The 22,041-nt window shown below is 70.3% G+C and carries 17 protein-coding genes; 6 read left to right on the top strand and 11 right to left on the bottom strand.

The window, feature by feature from the left end; all coding sequences use genetic code 11:
• Nucleotides 1–4 precede the first annotated feature (4 nt).
• The 5 genes from mutM (at nt 5) to A4U64_RS13450 (ending at nt 7,944) form a co-directional block, all read left to right on the top strand.
• Nucleotides 5–874: a bifunctional DNA-formamidopyrimidine glycosylase/DNA-(apurinic or apyrimidinic site) lyase gene (mutM, locus tag A4U64_RS13470; protein WP_006933632.1), complete on the top strand. Its 870-nt coding sequence runs from the start codon at nt 5–7 to the stop codon at nt 872–874.
• Between the two features lie 91 nt (nt 875–965).
• Nucleotides 966–1,466: a hypothetical protein gene (locus tag A4U64_RS13465; RefSeq protein ID WP_050035078.1), complete on the top strand. Its 501-nt coding sequence runs from the start codon at nt 966–968 to the stop codon at nt 1,464–1,466.
• A gap of 194 nt (nt 1,467–1,660) precedes the next feature.
• Nucleotides 1,661–2,887, top strand: coding sequence for a Na+/H+ antiporter NhaA (nhaA, locus tag A4U64_RS13460; RefSeq protein WP_037201635.1), 1,227 nt, complete (start codon nt 1,661–1,663; stop codon nt 2,885–2,887).
• Between the two features lie 171 nt (nt 2,888–3,058).
• Nucleotides 3,059–6,073, top strand: coding sequence for a UPF0182 family protein (locus A4U64_RS13455; protein WP_065923490.1), 3,015 nt, complete (start codon nt 3,059–3,061; stop codon nt 6,071–6,073).
• A gap of 860 nt (nt 6,074–6,933) precedes the next feature.
• Nucleotides 6,934–7,944 carry an alpha/beta fold hydrolase gene (locus A4U64_RS13450; RefSeq protein WP_065922655.1) on the top strand — a complete coding sequence of 337 codons (1,011 nt, stop codon included), beginning with the start codon at nt 6,934–6,936 and terminating at the stop codon, nt 7,942–7,944.
• A gap of 686 nt (nt 7,945–8,630) precedes the next feature.
• Here the strand turns inward: A4U64_RS13450 and A4U64_RS13445 are convergent.
• The 11 genes from A4U64_RS13445 to pcaH form a co-directional block, all read right to left on the bottom strand.
• Entirely contained in the window at nt 8,631–11,396 is a 2,766-nt protein-coding gene (locus A4U64_RS13445; protein WP_029543184.1) for a cation-transporting P-type ATPase, read from the bottom strand.
• A gap of 49 nt (nt 11,397–11,445) precedes the next feature.
• Nucleotides 11,446–12,513: a potassium channel family protein gene (locus A4U64_RS13440; RefSeq protein WP_065922654.1), complete on the bottom strand. Its 1,068-nt coding sequence runs from the start codon at nt 12,511–12,513 to the stop codon at nt 11,446–11,448.
• A gap of 216 nt (nt 12,514–12,729) precedes the next feature.
• Complete coding sequence (locus A4U64_RS13435; RefSeq protein WP_065922653.1) at nt 12,730–13,509, bottom strand: ABC transporter permease; 780 nt, start codon at nt 13,507–13,509, stop codon at nt 12,730–12,732.
• Entirely contained in the window at nt 13,506–14,240 is a 735-nt protein-coding gene (locus tag A4U64_RS13430) for an ABC transporter ATP-binding protein (protein ID WP_006933645.1), read from the bottom strand. The genes A4U64_RS13435 and A4U64_RS13430 overlap by 4 nt, the downstream gene beginning before the upstream one ends.
• On the bottom strand, nt 14,237–14,815 hold the full coding sequence (locus A4U64_RS13425; RefSeq protein WP_006933647.1) for a TetR family transcriptional regulator: 579 nt from the start codon (nt 14,813–14,815) through the stop codon (nt 14,237–14,239). The genes A4U64_RS13430 and A4U64_RS13425 overlap by 4 nt, the downstream gene beginning before the upstream one ends.
• 74 nt (nt 14,816–14,889) lie before the next feature.
• Complete coding sequence (locus A4U64_RS13420) at nt 14,890–16,491, bottom strand: ABC transporter permease (RefSeq protein WP_065922652.1); 1,602 nt, start codon at nt 16,489–16,491, stop codon at nt 14,890–14,892.
• Nucleotides 16,488–17,402: an ABC transporter ATP-binding protein gene (locus A4U64_RS13415; RefSeq protein ID WP_065922651.1), complete on the bottom strand. Its 915-nt coding sequence runs from the start codon at nt 17,400–17,402 to the stop codon at nt 16,488–16,490. Before A4U64_RS13415 ends, A4U64_RS13420 begins: the two co-directional genes overlap by 4 nt.
• 30 nt (nt 17,403–17,432) lie before the next feature.
• Nucleotides 17,433–18,137: a TetR/AcrR family transcriptional regulator gene (locus A4U64_RS13410; protein WP_065922650.1), complete on the bottom strand. Its 705-nt coding sequence runs from the start codon at nt 18,135–18,137 to the stop codon at nt 17,433–17,435.
• 65 nt (nt 18,138–18,202) lie between these two features.
• Nucleotides 18,203–19,399, bottom strand: a complete 1,197-nt coding sequence (locus tag A4U64_RS13405) for a cation:proton antiporter (RefSeq protein ID WP_232334078.1) — start codon at nt 19,397–19,399, stop codon at nt 18,203–18,205.
• 150 nt (nt 19,400–19,549) lie between these two features.
• On the bottom strand, nt 19,550–20,215 hold the full coding sequence (pcaG, locus tag A4U64_RS13400; protein ID WP_006933660.1) for a protocatechuate 3,4-dioxygenase subunit alpha: 666 nt from the start codon (nt 20,213–20,215) through the stop codon (nt 19,550–19,552).
• Complete coding sequence (gene pcaH / locus A4U64_RS13395; protein WP_006933662.1) at nt 20,212–20,964, bottom strand: protocatechuate 3,4-dioxygenase subunit beta; 753 nt, start codon at nt 20,962–20,964, stop codon at nt 20,212–20,214. The genes pcaG and pcaH overlap by 4 nt, the downstream gene beginning before the upstream one ends.
• Before the next feature lie 115 nt (nt 20,965–21,079).
• On the opposite strand from pcaH, the gene A4U64_RS13390 reads away from it, so the two are divergent.
• Nucleotides 21,080–22,027: a LysR substrate-binding domain-containing protein gene (locus A4U64_RS13390; RefSeq protein ID WP_065922648.1), complete on the top strand. Its 948-nt coding sequence runs from the start codon at nt 21,080–21,082 to the stop codon at nt 22,025–22,027.
• The last annotated feature ends 14 nt before the right edge of the window (nt 22,028–22,041 follow it).

Below are 22,041 nucleotides of genomic sequence, written 5' to 3'. Positions count from 1 at the left end.
CGACGTGCCCGAACTGCCCGAGGTCGAGGTCGTCCGCCGCGGCCTCGACGCGCACGTCCGCGGCGCCACCATCGAGTCCGTCCAGGTGCTGCACCCGCGTGCGGTACGCCGTCACGAACCCGGCCCGCGGGATCTCGCGCTGCGGCTGACCGGGCAGACCGTGGCTGCCGTCCAGCGTCGCGGCAAATACCTGTGGCTCGTCTTGGGACCCGCCGACGTCGCACTGGTCGTCCATCTCGGGATGAGCGGGCAGATGCTGGTCCAGCCGCCGGCGGTGCCGGACGAGAAACACCTGCGCATCCGCGCCGTTCTCGACAACGGCGCCGACCTGCGGTTCGTGGACCAGCGCACCTTCGGAGGCTGGGCCCTCGCCCCGCTCGTCGAGGTCGACGGTGCCGTCCTGCCGGAGCCCGTCGCGCACATCGCCCGCGACCCCCTGGATCCGGCGTTCGACGCGGCCGCCGTGGTGAAGGTGCTGCGCGGCAAGCACACCGAGATCAAGCGCGTCCTCCTCGACCAGACCGTCGTGTCCGGCATCGGCAACATCTACGCCGACGAATCGCTGTGGCGGGCCGGCGTGCACGGCAACCGCGCGGCCGACCGGCTCGGGGGGCCGACCCTGCGGCGGCTGCTCGACGCGGCCCGCGACGTGATGGGCGAGGCGCTCGCCCAGGGCGGTACCTCGTTCGATGCCCTCTATGTCAACGTCAACGGCGAGTCCGGATACTTCGACCGGTCGCTGAACGTCTACGGCCAGGAGAACCTGCCGTGCCCACGGTGCGGGACGCCGGTGCGGCGGGAGAAATTCATGAACCGCTCGTCGTTCAGCTGCCCCCGGTGCCAGCCGCCGCCACGGGGCGCACGGCGAGCCTGACTTCGGCCGTCTTCCGCGGCCGTCGAAGCGGTGAATCCGTCCCGCGATCCCTGCCGACCGTGCACAGTGGGAACGGCGGAGGAGGACGCACATGCGAACATCGAGGAGAGTCGTACCGGCTGCCGCGGCGGCGCTGGTAGTGGCACTCGCGGTCGTCGGATGCGGCACCGACGACTCGTACCCGAGCGAGTCGGCGCAGACGACCACCGAGGCAGCCCGGGAAACGGCCCCGCCGACCGGCACGGCCGAGTCCGAGCCCGGGCCGGCGGGTACCGAGACGCAGGGCACCGAGGCACAGGGCACCGAGGCACAGGGCACCGAGGCGACGGATGGAATCCCGGCCTATCAGCCGTCGACGCTCGTCAGCCGGGCGATCGGCTCGGCCGTCCTGACGACGTCCGACCCGATCGAGCAGGTCAGCACCTTCTACCTCGACTTCGTGGACCGGGAGGGCTGGCAGACGGTCTCCGAGAGCGTCACTCCCTACAGCACGAGTCTCACGATCAGGAAGCCGGGGAAGGGCGCCTCCATCTCGGTGTCCTCGGGCGGGGACGGGACGCTGGTCTCGATCAGCACCTATCCGTCACCCTGATCCGTCGCCCTGACGGGGCCGCCCGGCTGCCTCGGCTCGGATCCGCGCTCCGGGTGGGATACGGTGGAACCGGTGCGCCGGGAAGTCTGGTCGGCAGACGACGACTGCTGCCCGACATCCGAGGACATTCGATGACGACACCCTTCGCCCGCCTGCCGTTGCTCTCCCGTGGATCGTGGGAGGAATCCAAGCGGGTGGCCGAGATTCTCCGCAAGGAGACCGTCGGTGGTGTCCTGCTGCTCATCGGCGCGCTCGCGGCCCTGGTCTGGGCCAACACCCCGTGGTCCGACGCCTACCACAGCCTCCGCGACACCACGGTGGGGCCGTCCGCGCTGCACCTGGACCTGTCACTCGGGACGTGGGCGGCCGACGGTCTGCTGGCCATCTTCTTCTTCGTCGTCGGCCTGGAACTCAAGCGTGAGTTCGTCGCCGGCGACCTGCGGGACCTGCGGCGCGCCGCCGTGCCGATCACCGCAGCGGTGGGAGGGATGGCGGTACCCGCGGCGGTGTTCGTCGCGGTGAACCTGCGCGGCGGAGCGGACGCGCTGACCGGATGGGCGGTGCCCACCGCCACCGACATCGCCTTCGCCGTGGCCATCCTGGCCGTCATCGGGACGCATCTCCCGGCGGCCCTGCGCACCTTCCTGCTCACGCTCGCCGTCGTCGACGACCTGCTCGCCGTCACCGTGATCGCGGTGTTCTACACCGATGAGCTCGACCTGGCATATCTCGGGCTCGCGATGCTCCCGCTGCTCGCGTTCGCCGTGGCGGTGCAGCGCGGCATCCGGGCCTGGTGGCTCCTGGTGCCGCTGGCGGTGCTCACGTGGTTCCTGGTCCACGAATCCGGTGTCCACGCCACCGTGGCCGGCGTTCTGCTCGGTTTCACCGTGCCCGTCGCCCGCAGGACGCGCACCGGCACGGAGGCCATGGCCGAGCAGTTCGAGCATCGGCTCCGGCCGCTGTCGGCCGGGGTCGCCGTCCCGATCTTTGCGTTCTTCGCCGCCGGCGTGACGATCGGTGGCCTCGACGGCCTGGGTGAGGCGCTCCGCGATCCGATCTCGGTCGGTGTCGTCGCGGGCCTCGTGCTCGGCAAGGTCGTCGGGATCTTCGGCGTCACCTACCTGATGGCCCGGTTCACCCGCGCCCACCTGGACGAGGGACTGAGCTGGCTGGACGTGCTCGGCGTCGCGCTGCTCGGCGGCATCGGCTTCACCGTCTCCCTGCTGATCGGAGACCTCGCCTACGGCGCCGGCACCGTCGCGGCCGACCACGTGAAGGTTGCGGTCCTCGTCGGCTCCCTCACCGCGGCGCTCGCCGCGTCGGTGGTGCTCCGCTCCCGGAACCGCGCCTACCGCAGGATCGCGGAGCTCGAGTCTCTCGACGAGGACCAGGACGGGATCCCGGACGTCTACCAGCACTGAACCCGGCGGGGCCTGCACGACCCAGTTCTGTGCGGGAGGAATCGGCGCCGGTCGGCGATTCCCTGGGCGGAGTGATGTCCCCCACCTAGAATGGGTGGACGGACATCGCGGCCGCATCGTGTGGACCCGGCCCCGTCCACCGGCCGCCGCGGTGCATGCGGGCGATCGGAGGTGGACGTGCATCCCTCCGAACCAGGGCGGTTGCTGCCGCGCCGGGCGCATCGGGCGATCGTCGCCCTTCTGGTCCTCTTCGCTCTGCTGATCGCCGGACCCCGGCTGATCGCGGTGTACACCGATTGGCTCTGGTTCGGAGAGGTCGGCTACCGGGAAGTGTGGGGCACCATCATCGTGACCCGGTTGGTGCTGTTCGCCGCGGTCACGCTGGTGGTGACCGGTCTGCTCTTCGGGGTGACGGCGTGGGCGTACCGAGCGCGACCGTTGTTCGCCGTCGGCCCGGACGATCCGATCGAGCGGTACCGAATCGTGGTGCTGAGGCGCCCGAAACTGTTCGCGATCGGTATCCCGTTGCTGCTGGGACTGTTCTTCGGCCTGAGCGCACAGAGTCAGTGGGCCAGAGTGCAGCTGTTCCTCCACGGCGGATCATTCGGTAGCGTCGACGCGCAGTTCGGGTACGACGTCGGGTTCTACGTCTTCGACCTGCCGTTCTACCGGCTCGTGCTGACGTGGGCGTTCCTCGCGCTGTTCCTGGCACTCGTGCTCTGCACGGCCACCCACTACCTTTTCGGGGGACTACGGCTGCCGTTCGCAACCGGCGCCGGGGACCGTCGTGGTGCCACCGGCGCGGCGGGTGCGACGACGCGCGCCGCCCGAATCCAGATCGCCGTGCTCGCCGGGAGTTTCGTCGCGCTCAAGGCGGTCGCGTACTGGTTCGACCGCTACCAGCTGCTGTGGAGCGGCCGGAAGGAACCGACGTTCACCGGGGCCGGATTCACCGACATCAACGCGGTGCTGCCGGCTCGCCTGATCCTCGTGGCGATCGCCGTGCTGTGCGCGGCAGCGTTCTTCGCTTCGATCCTGCTGGACGACCTGCGGGTGCCGTTGATGGCAACCGCGCTGCTGGTCCTGTCGTCGATCGTCGTCGGCGGGATCTTCCCGGCCCTCACGGAGCAGTTCTCGGTGCGCCCGAACGCGGCCGATCGCGAGAGCCCGTACATCGAGCGCAACATCGCCGCGACCAGGCAGGCGTACGGGATCGAGGCCGATCGCGTCGAGTACCTCGACTATCCCGGGGTCGGAACCCGGCCGCCGCGCGAGATCCCGGCCGACGTCACCACGATCGCCAACGCCCGGCTGCTGGACCCGAACGTGCTCTCGAGGACCTTCACCCAGCAACAGCAGCTGAAGAACTTCTACGGTTTCACTCCGCAACTGGACATCGACCGGTACACCATCGACGGGGAGGTCGGCGACTACATTGTCGCCGCCCGAGAACTGTCCCCGAAGAGCCTGAGCGGCAATCAGACCCAATGGATCAACCGGCACACCGTCTACACCCACGGCAACGGATTCGTGGCGGCGCCGGCGAACCGGGTCAACGCCGCCGTCCGGGACGCAGCCGCGGCCGGAAGCGGCAGCGACAGTGGATACCCCATCTACACGGTCAGTGACATCGCTTCCCAGGCCTCCGGTCGGCAACTGATCCCGGTCGAGCAGCCGCGCATCTACTTCGGCGAGCTGATCGCGGCGTCGGACCCGGACTACGCGATTGTCGGCGGGTCCGCCGGTGCGGCGCCGCGCGAGTACGACACGGATACCTCGCAGTACACTTACACCGGCAGCGGGGGCGTGCCGATCGGAAGCTGGATCAACCGGCTGGCGTTCGCGGTCCGGTACGGCGAGCGCAACATCCTGTTCTCCGGCGCCATCGGAGCGGACTCGAAGATCATCTTCGATCGCGATCCGAAGACCCGCGTGGAACGGGTCGCGCCGTGGCTCCGCACCGACGGCAATCCGTACCCGGCGGTCGTGGACGGACGGATCGTCTGGATCGTCGACGGGTACACCACCCTGGCGCACTACCCGTACGCCCAGGCCGGCGCGTTGCCCGACGCCCACGTCAGCGATACCGGCCGGCTGCTTCCGGGTGAGCCCCTCTCCTACATCAGGAACTCGGTCAAGGCCACCGTGGACGCCTACGACGGCACCGTCACCCTCTACCAGGTGGACACGAACGACCCGGTGCTCGCGGCGTGGATGGGGGCCTTTCCCGGCGCCGTGCAACCGCCGGAATCGATCACCCCGGAATTGCGCTCCCACTTCCGTTACCCCGAGGACCTCTTCGGTCTTCAACGGGACCGGCTCGCCAAGTACCACGTCGACGACCCGCGGGAGTTCTTCACCAACAACGCGTTCTGGTCCGTCCCCAGCGACCCGACCTCCGAGGCCGTGGGGTCGCAGCCGCCGTACTACGTGCTGGTCGGTGACCAGGAGAGCGCGGCACCGTCCTTCCGTCTCGCCAGCGCGATGGTCGGGTTCAACCGCGAGTTCCTCTCCGCCTACATCTCGGTGAACTCCGACCCGGACGGCTACGGCCGGATGGAGGTGCTGCAGCTGCCGACCGACACGCAGACCCAGGGGCCGCAACAGACCCAGAATTCGATGATCTCCGACACCCGGGTGGCCTCCGAACGCACCCTGCTCGAGCGGTCCAATCGGATCCACTACGGCAATCTGCTGACGCTGCCGATCGCGGACGGCGGGGTGCTCTACGTCGAGCCCCTGTACACCGAACGCCTCACCAGCACCGCCGACGGTTCGACCTTCCCGCAACTGTCGCGAGTGCTGGTCAGCTATCGCGAACCCAGCGCCGGCGGCGTCCGCGTCGGATACGCACCCACCCTCGCCGAGGCCCTCGACCAGGTCTTCGGTGCGGGGACGGGCCGGATGGCGACGGCGCCCGGCGGCGACGCCGCGACCCCGCCACCCCCCGATCCTGCGGCGACCGCTCCGCCACCCGAGGAGGGCGCGACGGTGCCGCCACCCACCGCGCCGCCCGCAGAGCCGACCCCGGAGCAGCTCACCGCTGCCGTCCTCGAACTGAACAGCGCCCTGGCTGATCTGCGCGACGCCCAGCGCACCGGCGACTTCACGTCGTACGGCGCCGCACTCGACCGGCTCCAACGTGCCATCGACAACTTCCTGGCCGCCGGGGGCAGCCTCAACTGAGGTGTTGCTGTCCGACGCTTCTAACCTGTCAAGCGGCCGCGGTGCGCCGTGAGTCGGTCCGTGCGGTCTCTTCGTCGTAGGTGGTGTGATGAGCAGGGCAACCGTGGAGAATGCCGACGAGGCGGTTCGTCAAAGCACGATGTGGCGGGTGGCGCCGCCGGCACGGTGCCGGCCGTAGTAGGGGCGGGCGCCCGGCAGAGGCCTTGAGTGCAGCGAAGGCCTGCGGATAGAGCGCATCACCCAACCGTCGGTTCCGGGCGAGCACGACCCGTTTGATGCCGGAGGCTCGGGTCACCGGCGCCATGCCAGAGTAGTTTCCTCCGGGCTCGGACATCGGCCCAGCGTCCCGGATCATCCCCAATTTCTGCGAGCACCCAGGCACCGAGAACCACTCCCAGACCAGGCGGGCTCAGGTAGATCTCGGCGCCCGGGTGTCGACCAGAACCCGCCTTCACCTGTTCCTCCAGTCCGGCGATCTGTCGGGCCATCTCAGTAGTGACGGCGACCAATGCCGAGACGGCGGCGGCGTAGGTGTCGCCCGCACCGGCTCGGGCCGGCAGTTGCTCACTGCGCAAGCAGCGACGATCTCGGTGGCGCGAGTTCGGACGTATCGCTGTCGGCCGACTCTGCGGACCAGGGCCTCGACTCGCGTGACGGTGAATGCGAACCCCTGCTCCGGGCTGGGTGCGACGGACAGCACGGCGTGGGCATCACGTCCGGCCAAGGCGTCGAAAGCAGCCGCCGCGACCGGGTAGTACTCGCGCAGCATCGACCCGGTCATGGACGTGTTGCGCTGCCGGGTCCAAATCGTCGCCCTCCATCCAGCCTCCGAATACCCTGGGAAAGAGGGAGGGATCACCGTGCGATACGACGACTGGGGCGCCCGGTCGCCGCAGTGGGCGGGGTTGCGCAGCGTGTCGACGAGCGTGTGCGGCGTGCCCGTGCACTATGTCCGAGCGGAGCCCGCGTCGACCGCGCCTCCCGACGCGCCGGTTCACCTGCTGGTGCCCCCGATGACCGGTAGCGCGAGCATGTGGCTCGATCTCGTTCCTCCCCTGCGCCGGCTCGGGCCGGTGATTTCCGTCGACCTCCCGGGGACGATTGTCGGCCACACCGGTGATCCGTATCGGCATGGGCCACGCGCGGACCTGGACGCTCGCTTCGTGGCGGCCTTCGCCCGGCAGCTCCGCCTCGAGAGCCAGGTGCTGCTGCACGGCTGGTCGACGGGTGGCCCGGTGGCGGCGCTGGCCGCCACGATGATGCCCGAGAAGACTCGGGGAGTCGTCTTGGTGGCTCCGGCGCTGCCGTGGCGCCGGACGTCACCAGCCGAGGCATTCGGGTGGCAGACGCTGGGACGTCTCGTCGTCGCAGCCGGCCCGCCCACGACACGCCTGGTGCTGCGACTGGCGGGCCGGCGCATACTGGACGCCAAGCGAACCGCGATCGAAGACGCGGGCTCCATCTCCGGTGGCCGGACCGACCTCCTCGGTGGAAACCGGGGCCGTGTCTCACGAGCACAGGTCGACCTGTGGCTCGATGACCTCGAGGCGGCCCGCGAGCACCCGGAACGGCTCGCGGGCACGGCCACGGCGTTCGCGTCGATCGTCAAAGCCATGTTCATCACGCAGAAGCCGACGAACGAGGCTCTCGATTCCGTGCAGATGCCCGTACTCGTGCTGTGGGGAAGCGACGATCACCTTGTCGACCCCACGTCGCTCATGCAGCACGCCCGACGGCCGGGCTGGACACCCCGCCCCATCGAGGACGTCGGCCACCTGCTTCCCGTCGAGGCGCCCGACCTCTACGCGCAGGCAGTCTGCCAGTGGCTCTCCGACAGCCTCGAGATTCCCGGATTCGGGCGTCCTACGTAGATCGGTGTCTTCCCGACCCCAGCAGAACGGCACCGCGGAGACCAGTCCCTCACGGCTCGGGGATCGGCCTACGCGAATCAGGCACTGACACGCCGTTGAGAACCCGCAGCTCGGAAGCACCGATAAGTGACACCGAGCAGTGGAACCTACATGAGGGCCCTGCCGTCGTCCGGCCCGCGGCCCGCCCGTCGTTCGGCCGGAGCCGCGCCCCATAGCCGCCCTCCGGCCTCCGTCAGGCGGCCGCCCGACGCGGTGGTCGCCGGGCACACCCGTTCGGCGAGGTCCGTCTTGCCCCGATGCAGGCGATGCACGTCCTCTAGGGCGCATCCGCCGCGGCGCAGCGGCGCTTCGGGTGGGTCGCCGAACGCGCAAGGTGCCGGTGGGATCCGGCCGCGACGAGCGACCCGTGCTTGTCAACCGTCCGGTTGCTTGTTGTCGGCGATGCCGACGAGCCGGTCCAGTGCGTCGGTCGTGGTGGCCGCCAGTTCGAACGGGTCGAGAACGAGGTCGGCGCCGGCGGTGAGGAGCCGTTCGGAGTCCTGGCTGCCGTGGGCGGTGACGGCGACCTTGCCGTGGAACCCGTGGTGACTGCCGCAGCCGGGTCGCGAGCAAGCCTGCCAGTGCAGCGAGGGCGAGGATCGTGGCGACGAGCGGGAAGGAGTGCAGGTCCATGAGAGGTCACCTACTCACGACTCGTCCGGCGGGGCGAGGGTCCCGGCCACCGGAAGGTCCGCGCTCCCTCGTGCGGCCCGGGCGCGCAGGGACTTGTCGACGGCGACGACGAGCACCGCGAGCGTGGCGAGGCCGACGATGCGCAACCATGCTTGCGCGTCGATCGGAGCGGTCTGGAAGAGGGTGTTCATGGCGGGCACATAGGTGATGGCGAGCTGCGCGACTGTCTGGGCGAGCACCCCGACGAGGATCCACCGGTTGCCGAAGAACCCGATCCGCCATACCGACGCCGTGAGCGAGCGGCAGCTGAAGAGGTAGAACAGCTCCACCGCCACGACGAGGTTGACGGCCGAGGTTCGTGCCTCGGCGAGGTCGGCACCGATGCCGAGCTCCCACTCGAACAGCCACCACGCGCCGCCCACGATGAGGCCGGACACCAGCAGGATCCGGGTGACGAGCGCGCCGGTCAGCAGCGGCCGCGTGGGATCCCGTGGGGGCCGGGTCATCGTGTCGGGTTCCTTCGGCTCGAACGCCAGCATGAGACCCAGTGCGACGGCGGTGGTCATGTTGATCCACAGGATCTGGGTGGGCAGGATCGGCAGGGTCGTCCCGAAGACGATCGCGGCGAGGATGACCAGGCCCTGACCGAGGCTGGTGGGAAGCACCCACACGATGAACTTCGTGAGGTTGTCGAAGACGCCGCGGCCCTCCTCCACGGCGGCCTCGATGGTGGCGAAGTCGTCGTCGGTGAGCACCATGTCGGCGGCCTCCTTGGCCACTTCCGTTCCACCGTGGCCCATGGCCACCCCGATGTCGGCCTGCCGCAGGGCGGGAGCGTCGTTGACGCCGTCGCCCGTCATGGCGACGACGTGGCCACGTTCCTGCAGGGCCCCGACCAACCGGAGCTTCTGTTCGGGGGAGACCCGTGCGAACACCCGGGCCCGGTCGACCGCGTCCGCGAGTTCCTCGGCCGGGATCGCGTCGAGATCCTGTCCGGTGAGCACGAGTCCGTCGTCGGCCTCGCCGATCAACCCGAGCTGCCGGGCGATCGCCGCTGCGGTGGCCGCATGGTCGCCGGTGATCATCTTGACCGCGATGCCGGCGACGTGGCACGCACGTACGGCGTCCACGGCGGCCTGCCGGGGCGGGTCGAGCATCGCGTGCAGGCCGGCGAACACCATCTCGCCGGAGACCACCGACAGGTCGAACTCCGCCTCCGCATCGATCGCGCGGACGGCCGTGGCCAGCACACGCAGCCCTTGCCGCGCCAGGTCCTCGGCGGCCCCCTGGACCGAGTCCCGGTCCAGGGGAAGGAGGCTGCCGTCGGAACCCATGCCGTAGCGGCAACGTTCGAGGATCCGCTCGACGGCCCCCTTGGCGAGCACGACCCGCTCACCCGTGCGGGGCTCGGCGTGCAGCGTCGCCATGAACTGGCGTTCGGAACTGAAGGGGATGGTGCCGATGCGGGGGTGCCCGGCGCGGACGTCCTCGGGTGCCAGGCCGGCCTTGCCCGCGACGACGAGCATCGCGGCCTCGGTGGGATCACCGACGACGGACCACCGCCCGTCCCGCCGGTCGAGGTGTGCGTCGTTGCATCCGGCACCCGCCACGATCGTCCACCGCAGGGCCTCGTCCGAATCGGGTGCGGCCACGGCGCCGGCGGAATCGTGGACCACGCCCTCGGGCGCGTATCCCGAACCGGTCACGGAATACAGGGAGTGCACCGTCCACAGGTGGCGCACCGTCATCTGGTTCGCGGTGAGTGTTCCGGTCTTGTCCGAACAGATGACGGTCGTGCTGCCGAGCGTCTCGACGGCGGGCAGCCGGCGGATCACCGCCCGGCGCCGGGCCATCCGGGCCACACCGATGGCCATCGTGATGGTGACGACCGCGGGAAGCCCTTCCGGGATGGCGCCGACCGCAAGCGCCACCGCGGCGGTGAACGTTTCCGGCGCGTCCTGACCGCGGACGAGACCGATCGCGAAGGTCGCCGCCGCCAGCACGACGATCGCCACGGTCAGAACCCTGCTGAACGAGGCCAGTTTGGCGGTGAGCGGCGTGGCCAGCACGTCCGCGGCCCCGACGAGGCGATGGATCTCCCCGAGTTCGGTCCGGTCGCCGGTCGCAACGGTGACCCCGGCACCCGCCCCGGCCGTCACCAACGTGCCCGAGTGCACCATGTTGCGGCGATCCGCCACCGGCGTGGCAGGCGGCAGTACCACCTCGTCCTTGACGACCGGAACGGACTCCCCGGTCAGTGCGGACTCGTCGATCTGCAATTCGGCGACGCGGATCAGGCGCAGGTCTGCGGGAACCTTGTCGCCGGCCTCGAGGACGACGAGATCGCCGGGTACGAGGTCGTCCGACGGCAGGGTCTGCTGGCGTCCACCGCGGATCACGCGTGTCTGTGTGCGCACCATGGACCGGAGTGCGTCGAGCGCCGCTTCGGCCTTGGACTCCTGGACGAAGCCGACGGTGGCGTTGACCAGGACGACCGCGAGGATGACGGCCGAGTCGACGTATTCGTCGAGCCACAGCGTGATCGCCGCTGCGGACAGCAGCACATAGATGAGGGGATTGTGGAACTGGCGCAGAATCCGCCGCAGCAACCCGTGGCCCGAGGCCGCCGGCAGCACGTTGGGCCCGAATCGTTCCAGCCTGCGGGTGGCCTCGTCCGCGTCGAGGCCGCGATGCGGATCGGTCTCGTGCAGGAGGACGACCTCGTGGACCGACAGGTCGTGGTGCGTATTGACGGGCGACGGATCGACGGGCAGGACCATGATGCGACCTCCGGCATCGGTTGCGGGCGCGACGGGGGCAGGAACGGGATCAGTCCGGCACGCGCCGGATGCAGAGCAGTCGGTCGTCGGCTCCGATGGTGGCGGCCTCCGGTGATCCGACGTGCAGCCGCCGGCCGTCACGGACGATCCCGAGCACGATGTCGGTCAGGTGGCGGGGGGATTCGCCGATCTCGGCGGCCTCGGCCGCCCGTTCGGTGATGGCGAACCCGGCCTCGGGGGTGAGCAGGTCTTCGACCATCTGCACCACGCCGGGTGTGGCCGTCGCGACGCCCAGCAGCCGCCCGGCGGTTTCGGAGGAGACGACCACGGTGTCGGCCCCGGACCGGCGGAGGACGTGGGTGTTTTCGGACTCGCGAACGGCGGCGACGATCTTCGCAGCGGGCGCGAGTTCGCGGGCGGTGAGGGTGACGAGCACTGCGGTGTCGTCGCGATCGGCGGCAACGACGATCGAGGTGCAGTGCGGATCCCCGGCCAGGCGCAGCACGTCCGATCTCGTGGCCGAGCCCTGCACCGTCACCAGACCCTGTCCGGCGGTGGCCTCGAGTATCAGTGGGTCGGTGTCGACGACCACGATCTCGGACGGCGGGACGCCGTCCCCGAGCATCGCGTCCACTGCGGCACGGCCCTTGGTGCCGTAACCCACGACGACCGTGTGGTTGCGCGCCCGGCGTCGCCACTGCTGGATACGGAACGCCTGCCGCGAGCTCTCGGTCAGAGCCGAGAGCGTGGTGCCGACCAGGACGATGAGGAAGAAGACCCGTAGCGGAGTGATGATCAGGATGTTGACCAGGCGAGCCTGTTCGGTGATCGGAGCGATGTCGCCGTAGCCGGTGGTCGACAGCGACACCGTCGCGTAGTAGATGCAGTCCAGCAGGGACAGCTCGTCGTCCTGGTTGTCGGTGTAGCCGTCGCGGTCCAGGTAGACGACGAGCACCACCAGGGCCAGGGCGATCAGGGCGTAGCCGATCCGGCGGACGATGGCCCGGCCGGGACTGGTCTGCGACTGCGGGACCCGCAGGACGCCCACCAGCGCGAAGCCCGGGCGTTCGGTGAGCACGTCGGCGCCCGTCAACCGAGCACGCCACCTAGCCGGCATCGTGAAACCTGTGCATGCGTGGTCGCGCGATGTTCGATGTGCTCATCCGCCGAGTACCCGGCTCGGAACCCGACCTGCGAACGAATCCTGGTCCACGGTGCCCTCCCTGGTCGTGAAATGCGAACGCCACTCGCCGACCAGACTTCCCGGCACTCCGGGCATCACCCTATCGTGCGGGCGGTCCGGATCGACGGGACTTCGGCCCCTTGGGGAGTCCTAGTGCACGAGGGCGAGCCGGCGCCACGACCACAGCGTCAGGCCCGCCGAGACGGCAGGAACGACGAGGGCGAGCGCGAGTTGCGGACCGGTGACGGAACCGGCCTGCGGTCCCGCCGCCCACAGGCCCGGAGCCGAGAACGGGAACCAGCCGCCCGCTCCGGCCATGACCGCCATCTGGGCGACGACCACCACGGCGATGATCGTCCCGACCGCGGGCAGGTATCCCCGCGCAACGGTGGCGACCCAGGCGCAGGGGAATGCGAGCCCCGCGGTGAGCAGGGCGACGGCGAGGAATCTGCCCACGAGCGCCGGCGTCCCCGGGTCGAGGGGCTCGTCGTCGACGAGCGTTCCCGCCACCACCGCCAGTGCGGCGCCCAGCGCGAGGCTGGTGGCGGCCGCCCACGACAGCAGGATCAGCAGCTTTGCGGCGGCGAGGGCCGGGCGGGAGACCGGCGCGGCCCACAGACCGGTGATCGTTCCGTCGGTGAACTCGCGGCCGAAGACCCAGCCGATGACCACACCGAATCCGAGAAGCCCGCCCACCGAGACGATGGTGTCGGCTGCGGCGAACAGTCCCGCTCGGCCGCCGTCGCCGACGATGGTCTGCGCCTTACCCGCCATCACCGCGTTGGCACCGTGCACGGACTGCAGGGTCAGCACGCACATGGTCACCACCCCCGTCGTGAGAAGGGCGGGGGTGACCCATACGGGGCGTGCCCGCCGGAACTTGGCCCACTCGACCGTCAGCGCGGCCCGGATCTGCTCGGAGGTGGTCATCGTCGCGCCTCGCTGTCGCGGTACACCAGGTCGAAGAACTGCCGCTCGAGATCGATTCCGTCCGGGTCGAGGGAGCCGACGACGCGTCCCTCGTTGACGGCTGTGATGCGGTCGGCCACGCGGGCGACCTCGTCGAGATGGTGGCTGGACACCAGCGTCGCCGCGCCGCGCTCCCGGCTGCGCTGCAGCAGCGTGCGCAGCAGCATGATCCCGGCCGGATCGAGCGCATTGGTCGGCTCGTCCAGGATCAGCACATCCGGGTCCGCGATCAGCGCCGCGGCCAGACCCAGCCGCTGCCGGTTGCCGAGGGAGAGTTTCCGTGCGCTGGTCCGCGCCCACCGGGACAGGACCAGTTCCTCGATCCACCGGTCGGCCGCGGCGGTGGCGCCCGCCGCGGACAGGCCGGCGAGGCGGCCCGCGATGCGCAGGTTCTGCGCGACGGTCAGTTCGGGATAGGCCAGCGGTGTTTCGACCAGGTGCCCGACGCCCGTCCAGTGCCGCGCCGGCATCGTCGACGGCGCCAGGCCCCGCACGCGCACGATTCCGTCGTCGGGCTCGATCATGCCGAGGAACAGGCGCATCAACGTCGTCTTTCCCGCCCCGTTGAGGCCCACGAACGCGTGTACCTCGCCCGCCCGCACCTCGGTGGTGACGCCCTCGAGTACCGGCGCGGAGCCGTAGCGTTTGCACACGTTCCGGCACTCGAGCACGACGTCGCCGACCTCGGTCACGGCACCTCCCGTGGCTGCCGTGAGGGACGGGCCTCCGGTGCGAGCTGGTGCAGGGCCGACGCAATCCGGTTGCCGAGAGCCTCGTCGCCGGTTTCTGCCCAGTCCGTCAGCGCCGCCATGAGTGCGCCCATGCAGGCCCCGGCGGCCACTGCGGCCTCGAGTCGTCGTGTCCCCGGTTCGGCGAGCGCGGCGGCGACGGCCTCCTGGGTGCGCAGGGTGTTCTCCCACATCCGCGCGCGCAGCCGGGGGTGTGCCGCGACGATCCGCAGGCGAGTGCGCACGTCCCCGAGATCCGTCTCGGGAATCAGCGCCCAGGCGTCGAGGATCCCCCGGCACGCCCGTTCCAGCGGGCTCCGGTCCGCCGGCTGCGCGGCCACGGCGTCCGCAATGACAGGGTCGTAGGGATCATCAAGCAGAACAGCGTCTTTGGATGGAAAGTACCGGAAGAAGGTCATGTGCGACACCCCGGCGGCGGAGGCGATCCGGTCGACGGTGACGGCGTCGTAGCCGTCCTCGGTGAACAGCTGCACCGCCGTTGCCTGGATGCGCTGCCGGGTCCGCTCGGACTTGGACACCCCATAATGTTAGCCACTAACAGTTCGGGCGATCAAGGGGTGTGCCGCCACTGCCCGGTCCACCCGGCGGGTTCTCACGTACTCACGACGTCGCGCTTCCGGAACGCGGCCAGCCCTGCCGCCGTGACGAGCGCGGTGAGAACGACGAGAGCGACGAAGGAGCCCGCGGCGAACGGTTCGAGCGGCATCTGCCGGACATGGTTCAGCGGGGAGAGGACGCCGGCGCTGTCGGGCAGGTCGAGGATCGGTCCGAAACTGCCCACCAGGTAGCCGTAGACGACCAGCACCCAGACCAGATCGAAGGCGCGGGGGGCGAGACCGAACAGCGCCGCTCCGATCGCCGCGATGCCGAGGACGGCGGGGGCGTATCCGAGATGCGCCCATACCGATGCGGGCACCCGAGTCGGCTCCCCGGTGGACGCCGCGGCCCCGAGCCCGGTCCCCACGCCGGCGAGTGCGAGGAGTGCCACCACGCCCAGAGCGGTCACGGACAGCCCCGCTGCCATCCATCCGGCACGGCTCGTAGCTGTCGCCAAAACGGGCTCGATCCGGCCCGACTGCTCCTCGCCCCGCAGGCGGCGGACGGACAGGATCGCGAAGCAGGAGGCGAGGAAGGCCGTCGTGTATCCGGTCAGGCCCAGGAAGCCGTCGACGAGATTCGCGGCCGAACCACCCATGAGCGCAAGAATGTCCTCGGGCAGGTTCGCAAAGCTCTCGGCGATCGAGCCGGTCAGGGAGCCGTAGAACGACCCCATCAGCGCCAGGCCCGCGCCCCACCCGGCGATGCTGCCGCGCTGCTGCCGTAGCGCCAGGGCGAACGGGTTCGCCAGCGCCGGTGCCGCCTCGGCCCGGCCCGGCCGTGGCGGCACCAGTCCGGCCCCGAGGTCGCGACGGTCCACGACACGGTACGCGGCCGCCGCGGCGGCCGCCGCGAACCCCAACGACAGGGCCAGCGGGCCCCATCGCGGATCGACGAATGCTCGCGTCTGCTGCGACCAGGCGACGGGGGACAGCCAGGACACCGCGCTGCCGTGCCGCTCCAGGACGTCGCCGACGCCCCGCACGACGAAGGCCGTTCCCAGCGCCGCTGCGGCCAGTCCTGTGGCGGTGCGCCCGTGTTCGCGCACCTGGCACACCAGGGCGGTGAGCGCGGCGAAGAACAGCCCCAGCGCCGCGAACCCGGCCGTGAACAGCACCGCCCCGCCGGCGTCCACCCCGGTGGCCGTCATTGCCGCGCTGCCCGCCACGACGAGGGCGGCGTTCGCGACGACTGCGGTCGCCAGGGCCGCGGTCAGCGGGGCGCGCCGGCCCACCGCGCCGGCCAGGACGAGTTCGGTGCGACCGTTCTCCTCCTCGCCCCGTGTGTGCCGGACGACGAGGAGAATGTTCATGAACGCGGCGGCGACCAGCAGGTACAGCCCGTACTGGTTCGCGACGAACGCCTCGAGCGTGGGGTCGTCCATGCCGTAGCCGGGACCCGACATCATCACCCCTGCCGGGTTGTCGGCGAAACCGGCCACGCCGCGGAGGTCCTCGGCGGCCGGATACGCCAGCTGCAGGGCGGCGACGAAGTACGCCGCCAGGGCCGAGATGCCGATCACCCACAGCGGCAGCTTGATTCGATCCCGGCGCAGGTCGAAGCGGACGAGGGACGCGGTCCCGGTGAAGGTGTTCATCGCACGCCGCCCACGCCGGCGATCTGTCGATCGCTGCCGTAGTGGCGCACGAACAGCTCCTCGAGCGACGGCGGTGCGCTCTCGAGGCTGCGGACGCCGTACTCCGCGAGCCGGCGGACCACCTCGTCGAGGTGAGCGTTATCGACCTCGAACACGGTGTGCCCGTGCTCGTTTCGCAGCGCGTGCACGCCCTCGGCCTGCGCCAGGCCGGACGTGTCGAGGTCGGTGCGGACCGTGATCGTCGACCGGGTGAGATGCCGCAGCTGGGCCAGCGACCCGGATTCCACGGTACGTCCGTCCCGGATGATGGTCACGGTGTCGCAGAGCTTTTCCACCTCGGCGAGGATGTGACTCGACAGCAACACCGACGAGCCGCGCTGCTTCGCTTCGGCAACACAGTCCTGAAACACCCGTTCCATCAACGGGTCGAGGCCGGACGTCGGTTCGTCGAGGACGAGGAGCTCCACGTCCGAGGCGAGTGCCGAGATCAGCGCCACCTTCTGGCGGTTGCCCTTGGAATAGGCGCGGCACTTCTTGCGAGGGTCGAGTTCGAAGCGTTCGACCAGCTCGGTGCGGCGCGCACGGTCGGCCCCTCCCCGCAGGCGGCACAGGAAGTCGATGGCCTCGCCGCCGGTGAGCGACGGCCACAGGTCGACGTCGCCCGGGACGTACGCGAGGTGCCGGTGCACTTCGACGGCGTCGCGCCACGGATCGAACCCGAGCACGGATGCGGAGCCGCCGTCGGCGCGCAGAAGCCCGAGCAGGATCCGGATGGTCGTGGACTTGCCGGCACCGTTGGGGCCGAGGAAGCCGGCCACTTCACCGCGGCCGACGTGCAGGCTGAGACCGTCCAGCGCGGTCGTGGCGCCGAACGTCTTGGTGAGGTCGTGGACCTCGACGATCGTGTTCATGATTGTGTCCTGGGGTAGGCGGGTTCCGGATCAGGAAGGGGGAGCCGCGGATTCGCCGCCCCCGGCGCCCGCCGGCGGGTCCGGGACGTACATCAGGTAGTCGTCGAGCAGCTTGCGGCTGGTGAGCAGACCCTCGGAATACAGCTCGAGGGCCGGTGCGGTGACGGTCTCGGTCAGGTGCCGGAAGAACCCGGTGAAGTCCCCGCCCCGCAGGAGTTCCGGGTGCAGGGTCATCTGCAGCAGCATCGACCCCACGCTCATGCCGGTGAGCAGGCGGGCCCGGGCGCGGTTGTCCCGGGAGGGCCGGATCAGCCCGTTGCGTTCGCCCTCTGCGAGGTAGTCGACCACGTCGTCGACCAGGTGATCGAAGAACTCCGCCGCGCTTTCGCCGCCGGCCTGGAAGGTGCGGGCGACGTAGACGGCGAGCGGGGCGTACTGCTCGGCCCGCCCGAGTTGCGCCAGCCACGGACCGGAGTCGCCGGTGGCGAGGGTCGTCCGCTTGGAATCGCGGATCTGTCCCAGGACCCACTCGTCGCACGCACGTCGCAGGTCCTTCTTGGACCCGAAATGGTGCACGATCAACGCCCCGCTCACCTCCGCGTCCGCGGCGATGGTCCGCAGGCTCGCGTCGAAGCCGTCGCGAGCGAAACGGAGGATTGCGGCCTCCCGGATGCGCGCCGCGGACGTGAGGTCCCGGCGATCGGCTGCCGAGAGGCGACCCGGCGTTGAACGCATGGTCAGTATATTAACCGCGTGTTCAATCGTCGGCAAGAGCCGGGAGGAGGCCCGCCCCGACGCGCCTACGGCGGACCCTTCACGCGGGCGTTGTCGAGCATGCGCATCACCCTCGTCGCGCTCACCCCGTGCACGAGGACGGAGAGGACGACGGTGAAGGCGACGGCGGCCCACAGCTCCTGCTCCTGCGCGATGTCGAGCTCCGCCGCCGCGTACGCGAGGTAGTAGACGGAGCCGATCCCGCGCACGCCGAAGAAGGCCGTGACGCGGCGTTCGCGGACATCCATCTCGTCACAGCCCAGGAGCGAGACCCAGCCGACCACCGGCCGGATCACGAGGACCAGGGCGGCGCCGACGAGAACCGACCCCCACGACAACTCGGCGAGCAGGCCGGTGGTGAGGCCCGCCCCCAGCAGGAGCAGGACCGCCAGCGTGAGGACGTGCTCGAGCTGCTCGATCAGGCTGTGCATCTCGGCGTGGTACTCGTGTGCGCGTTCGATGCGCCGCATGGCCACGGCACACACGAACACGGCCAGGAAGCCGTAGCCGCCGACCAGTTCGGCGATTCCGTACACCGCGAACGTGGCGGCGAGCGCGACGATCGGTTCGCCCCGGTCGGCCAGCCGGACGTGCTCGACGGGGAAGTGGAACACCGCCCGCCCGACGAGATGGCCCGCCAGCCCTCCCACCACGGCGCCCAGGACGATCTTGCCGAGCAGCTCCCACAGCACCCAGGAGATGATCCAGTCCTCGATCGGTCCCTTCGTGAACAGGAACAGCGCGAGGTAGACGAACGGGAACGCCAGCGCATCGTTGAGGCCGGCCTCGGAGGTGAGCGCGAACCGCACTTCGTCGTCTTCGCGGTGGGAACCCTCCCCGGACGTGGGGCCCTCGACCTGCACGTCGGACGCCAGCACGGGATCGGTGGGAGCCAGGGCGGCCCCGAGCAGTACCGCGGCCGCGGGGGTGAGGGCCGCGGCCCACCAGCCCAGCACCGCGACGGCCGCGATGCCGAGGGGCATCGCGATCAGCAGCAGCCGCCGGGTGGACTTCCACGACCGCCACCCGAGGGGACGGTCGATCGCGAGGCCCACGCCCATGAGCGCGACGATCACGCAGACCTCGCTGAGGTACTCCGCCACGGCCGGGTGCCCGCCGGGAGTGAGGGCTTCGGCGTTGTCGAACAACAGCCCCAGCACCGCGCCGGCCACCAGCACGATCATGGGTGCCGAGATCGCCCGGTTGTGGAACAGCCGCGGCACGGTGACGGCGAGAAGCAGCGCGAGCCCGGCGGAAACGTAGATGATCGCGGTGTCCAGTGCCGTGGCCTTCGTTCGCTGCGACGTGGTCGGCGCAAGGATGCCCAGGCGACCGTCGTCCGAAACGCGCGCCCCCGCGCCACCGGGTCCCGGTCAGATGTCGAAGAACACGGTCTCGATCCCGCCTTCCGGGGTGTCCTGCAGACGCACGTCGAAGGTGTAGACCACCTTGCCGTCGCGTTCGGAGCGCTTCGCGATCAGCGTGTCGCGGCGGACCTCCCACTCGATCCCGTCGAGTACGGGGTCGGCGGCGTTGGCGTCGGCCTCGTCGTCGAAGTAGACCCGGGTGTGCAGGCCGATGTTGATGCCCCGTGCGAACAGCACCATGAGGATGTGCGGGGCCTGGAACCCGCCGACGTTCGCCGGCACCGGTCCCGGTTTGATCGTCTCGAAGGTGTAGACGCCGGTGTCGAAGTCGCCGCCCGTGCGGCCCCAGCCGCGGAAGGTCGGATCGATCGCCCTGTCCTGGGCGTGTCCGTCCTGGGTGTCGCCGGGGTGGGCGTACCTGCCCGCGGCGTTGGCCTGCCAGATCTCGATCAGCACGTCGCGCACGGGCGTGCCGGTGCCGTCGAAGACGCGGCCCTCGAGGGTGATGTGCTCGCCCTTCGTCTCCGGGGCGGTCAGCACGTTGCCGAAGTTGTTGTCGAAGATGTCGAACCCGGCCTGCTGCGGTGCGAGCCCGATGTGGACGTACGGGCCGCCGGTCTGCGAGGGGGTCTCCGGGCGGCGCTCGATCATGCTGTGCGGGGAAAGGCTCATCGGGGGGCTCCGGGGAGGTTGGCGTTGTCGAAGAAGGTGGCGCGGCGGCCGCGCAGGGTGAGGTCGAAGCGGTAGGTACGCGCGTCGAAGGGGGCGTTGTTGGCGGGATCCTCCTGCGCGATCAGGCTGCGCAGCTGGTCCAGCGTCGGGATGGTCTTCGCGATGGGGCAGCGCTCGATGAGCGGGTCGCCCTCGAAGTACATCTGGGTGATCAAGCGCTGCGCCCAGCCGGTGCCGTGGATCGAGAAGTGGATGTGGGCGGGCCGCCAGGCGTTGGTGCTGTTGGCCCACGGGTACGGCCCGGGCTTGATGGTGCGGAAGAAGTAGTAGCCGTTGTCGTCGGTGATCATGCGGCCGCAACCGCCGAAGTTCGGGTCGATCGGCGCGAGGTAGCGGTCCTTCTTGTGGCGGTAGCGTCCGCCGGCGTTGGCCTGCCACGCCTCGACCAGGGCGCCCTTCACCGGGTTGCCGAACTCGTCGCGGACGTAGCCGTGCACGATCAGGCGCTCGCCGATCGGCAGGCCGTCCTTGGCGAAGTTGAGGATGAGGTCGTTGTCCTTCTCGCCCAGCTCGCGACGGTCGAAGACCGGCCCGGTCGTCTCCGAGAGCGTGTTGCGCGGCGCGATCAGGGCATTGCGCGGGGAGCGCAGCACCGACGTGCGGTATCCGGGGGTGAGGGCGGGCGGGTGCTGAGTGTGGTCGCGTTCGACGAATTCGCCGGACGCGGCGCCGGGGGCGGCGATGATCATGAGGCGGTACTCCTGGGGGGCTGTCGCACTGCGACGGACTGGATGTGATCCACGTTATGGGTGAGCATGAGTCATGTAAATTGACGGTTTCGGCCGAATTTCATAACCTGCAGTGATGGAACGCGGTTTCGTGCCCCCGGTCGACCGGGCGTCGCGGCTCCTGGATCGCATCCGGTTGCGCCACCTCACGTGCTTCGTCGCCGTCGCCCAGGAGGGCAACCTCGGCCGGGCCGCCGGCCGGCTGCATCTGAGCCAGCCGGCGGTCACCAAGACCCTCAACGAACTCGAATCCCTGGCCGGCCTGCGCCTGGTGGACCGCGGGCGGCACGGCGCCCGGCTCACCCCCGCCGGCGAGGAGTTCCTGGGCCACGCCGTCGAGGTCACGGACGCGTTGGCGTCCGCCGCCCGTGCCCTCTCCGGGACCGGGCAGCCGGCCGTCGCCCCCGTGCGGGTCGGCGCCCTGCCCACCGTCGCGAGCACCCTGCTGCCCGGTGCGGTCACCCGGCTGCGGGACCGGCGTCCGCACGTCGGCGTGCAGATCCGCACGGCCCCGAACGCCGCACTTCTGGGCGCGGTGCGCGCCGGCGAGCTCGACTTCGTCCTCGGCCGGATGGCCGACCCGGAGACCATGCAAGGGCTCTCGTTCGAACTGCTGTACGCCGAGTCGCTGGCCCTGATCGTGCGCCCGGGGCATCCGCTGGCCGGGGGTCCGGTATCGGTGCCGGCGGTGCTGAACCACCCCCTCGTCGTCGCCACCGCCGGAACCGTGCCGCGGCACCACACCGAGGGCTTCCTCGCCCGGCACGGCCTGCGGCTGCCGTCCGGCAGCGTCGAGACCCTCGACGTCTCGGTCGCGCGCGGGCTGGTGCGCGCCGGCGACGCGGTGTGGCTGACACCCGAGCGAGTGCCGCAGGACGACCTCGACGACGGCACGCTCGTGCGGCTGCCGGTACCGACCCCGGGCACCGCCGAACCCGTCGGACTGCTGCGCCGCAGCAGCGCGGACACCCCCGTCGTCGCGGACGAGCTCATCGGGATCCTGCGCGAACTGGCCGTCGGGTGATCATGGCAGGATCT

The organism is Rhodococcus sp. WB1 (assembly GCF_001700945.1).
Taxonomy (GTDB): domain Bacteria; phylum Actinomycetota; class Actinomycetes; order Mycobacteriales; family Mycobacteriaceae; genus Rhodococcus; species Rhodococcus aetherivorans.
The sequence above is the reverse complement of the archived record's forward strand: the minus strand, read 5'-3'. Positions and strand labels throughout refer to the sequence as shown.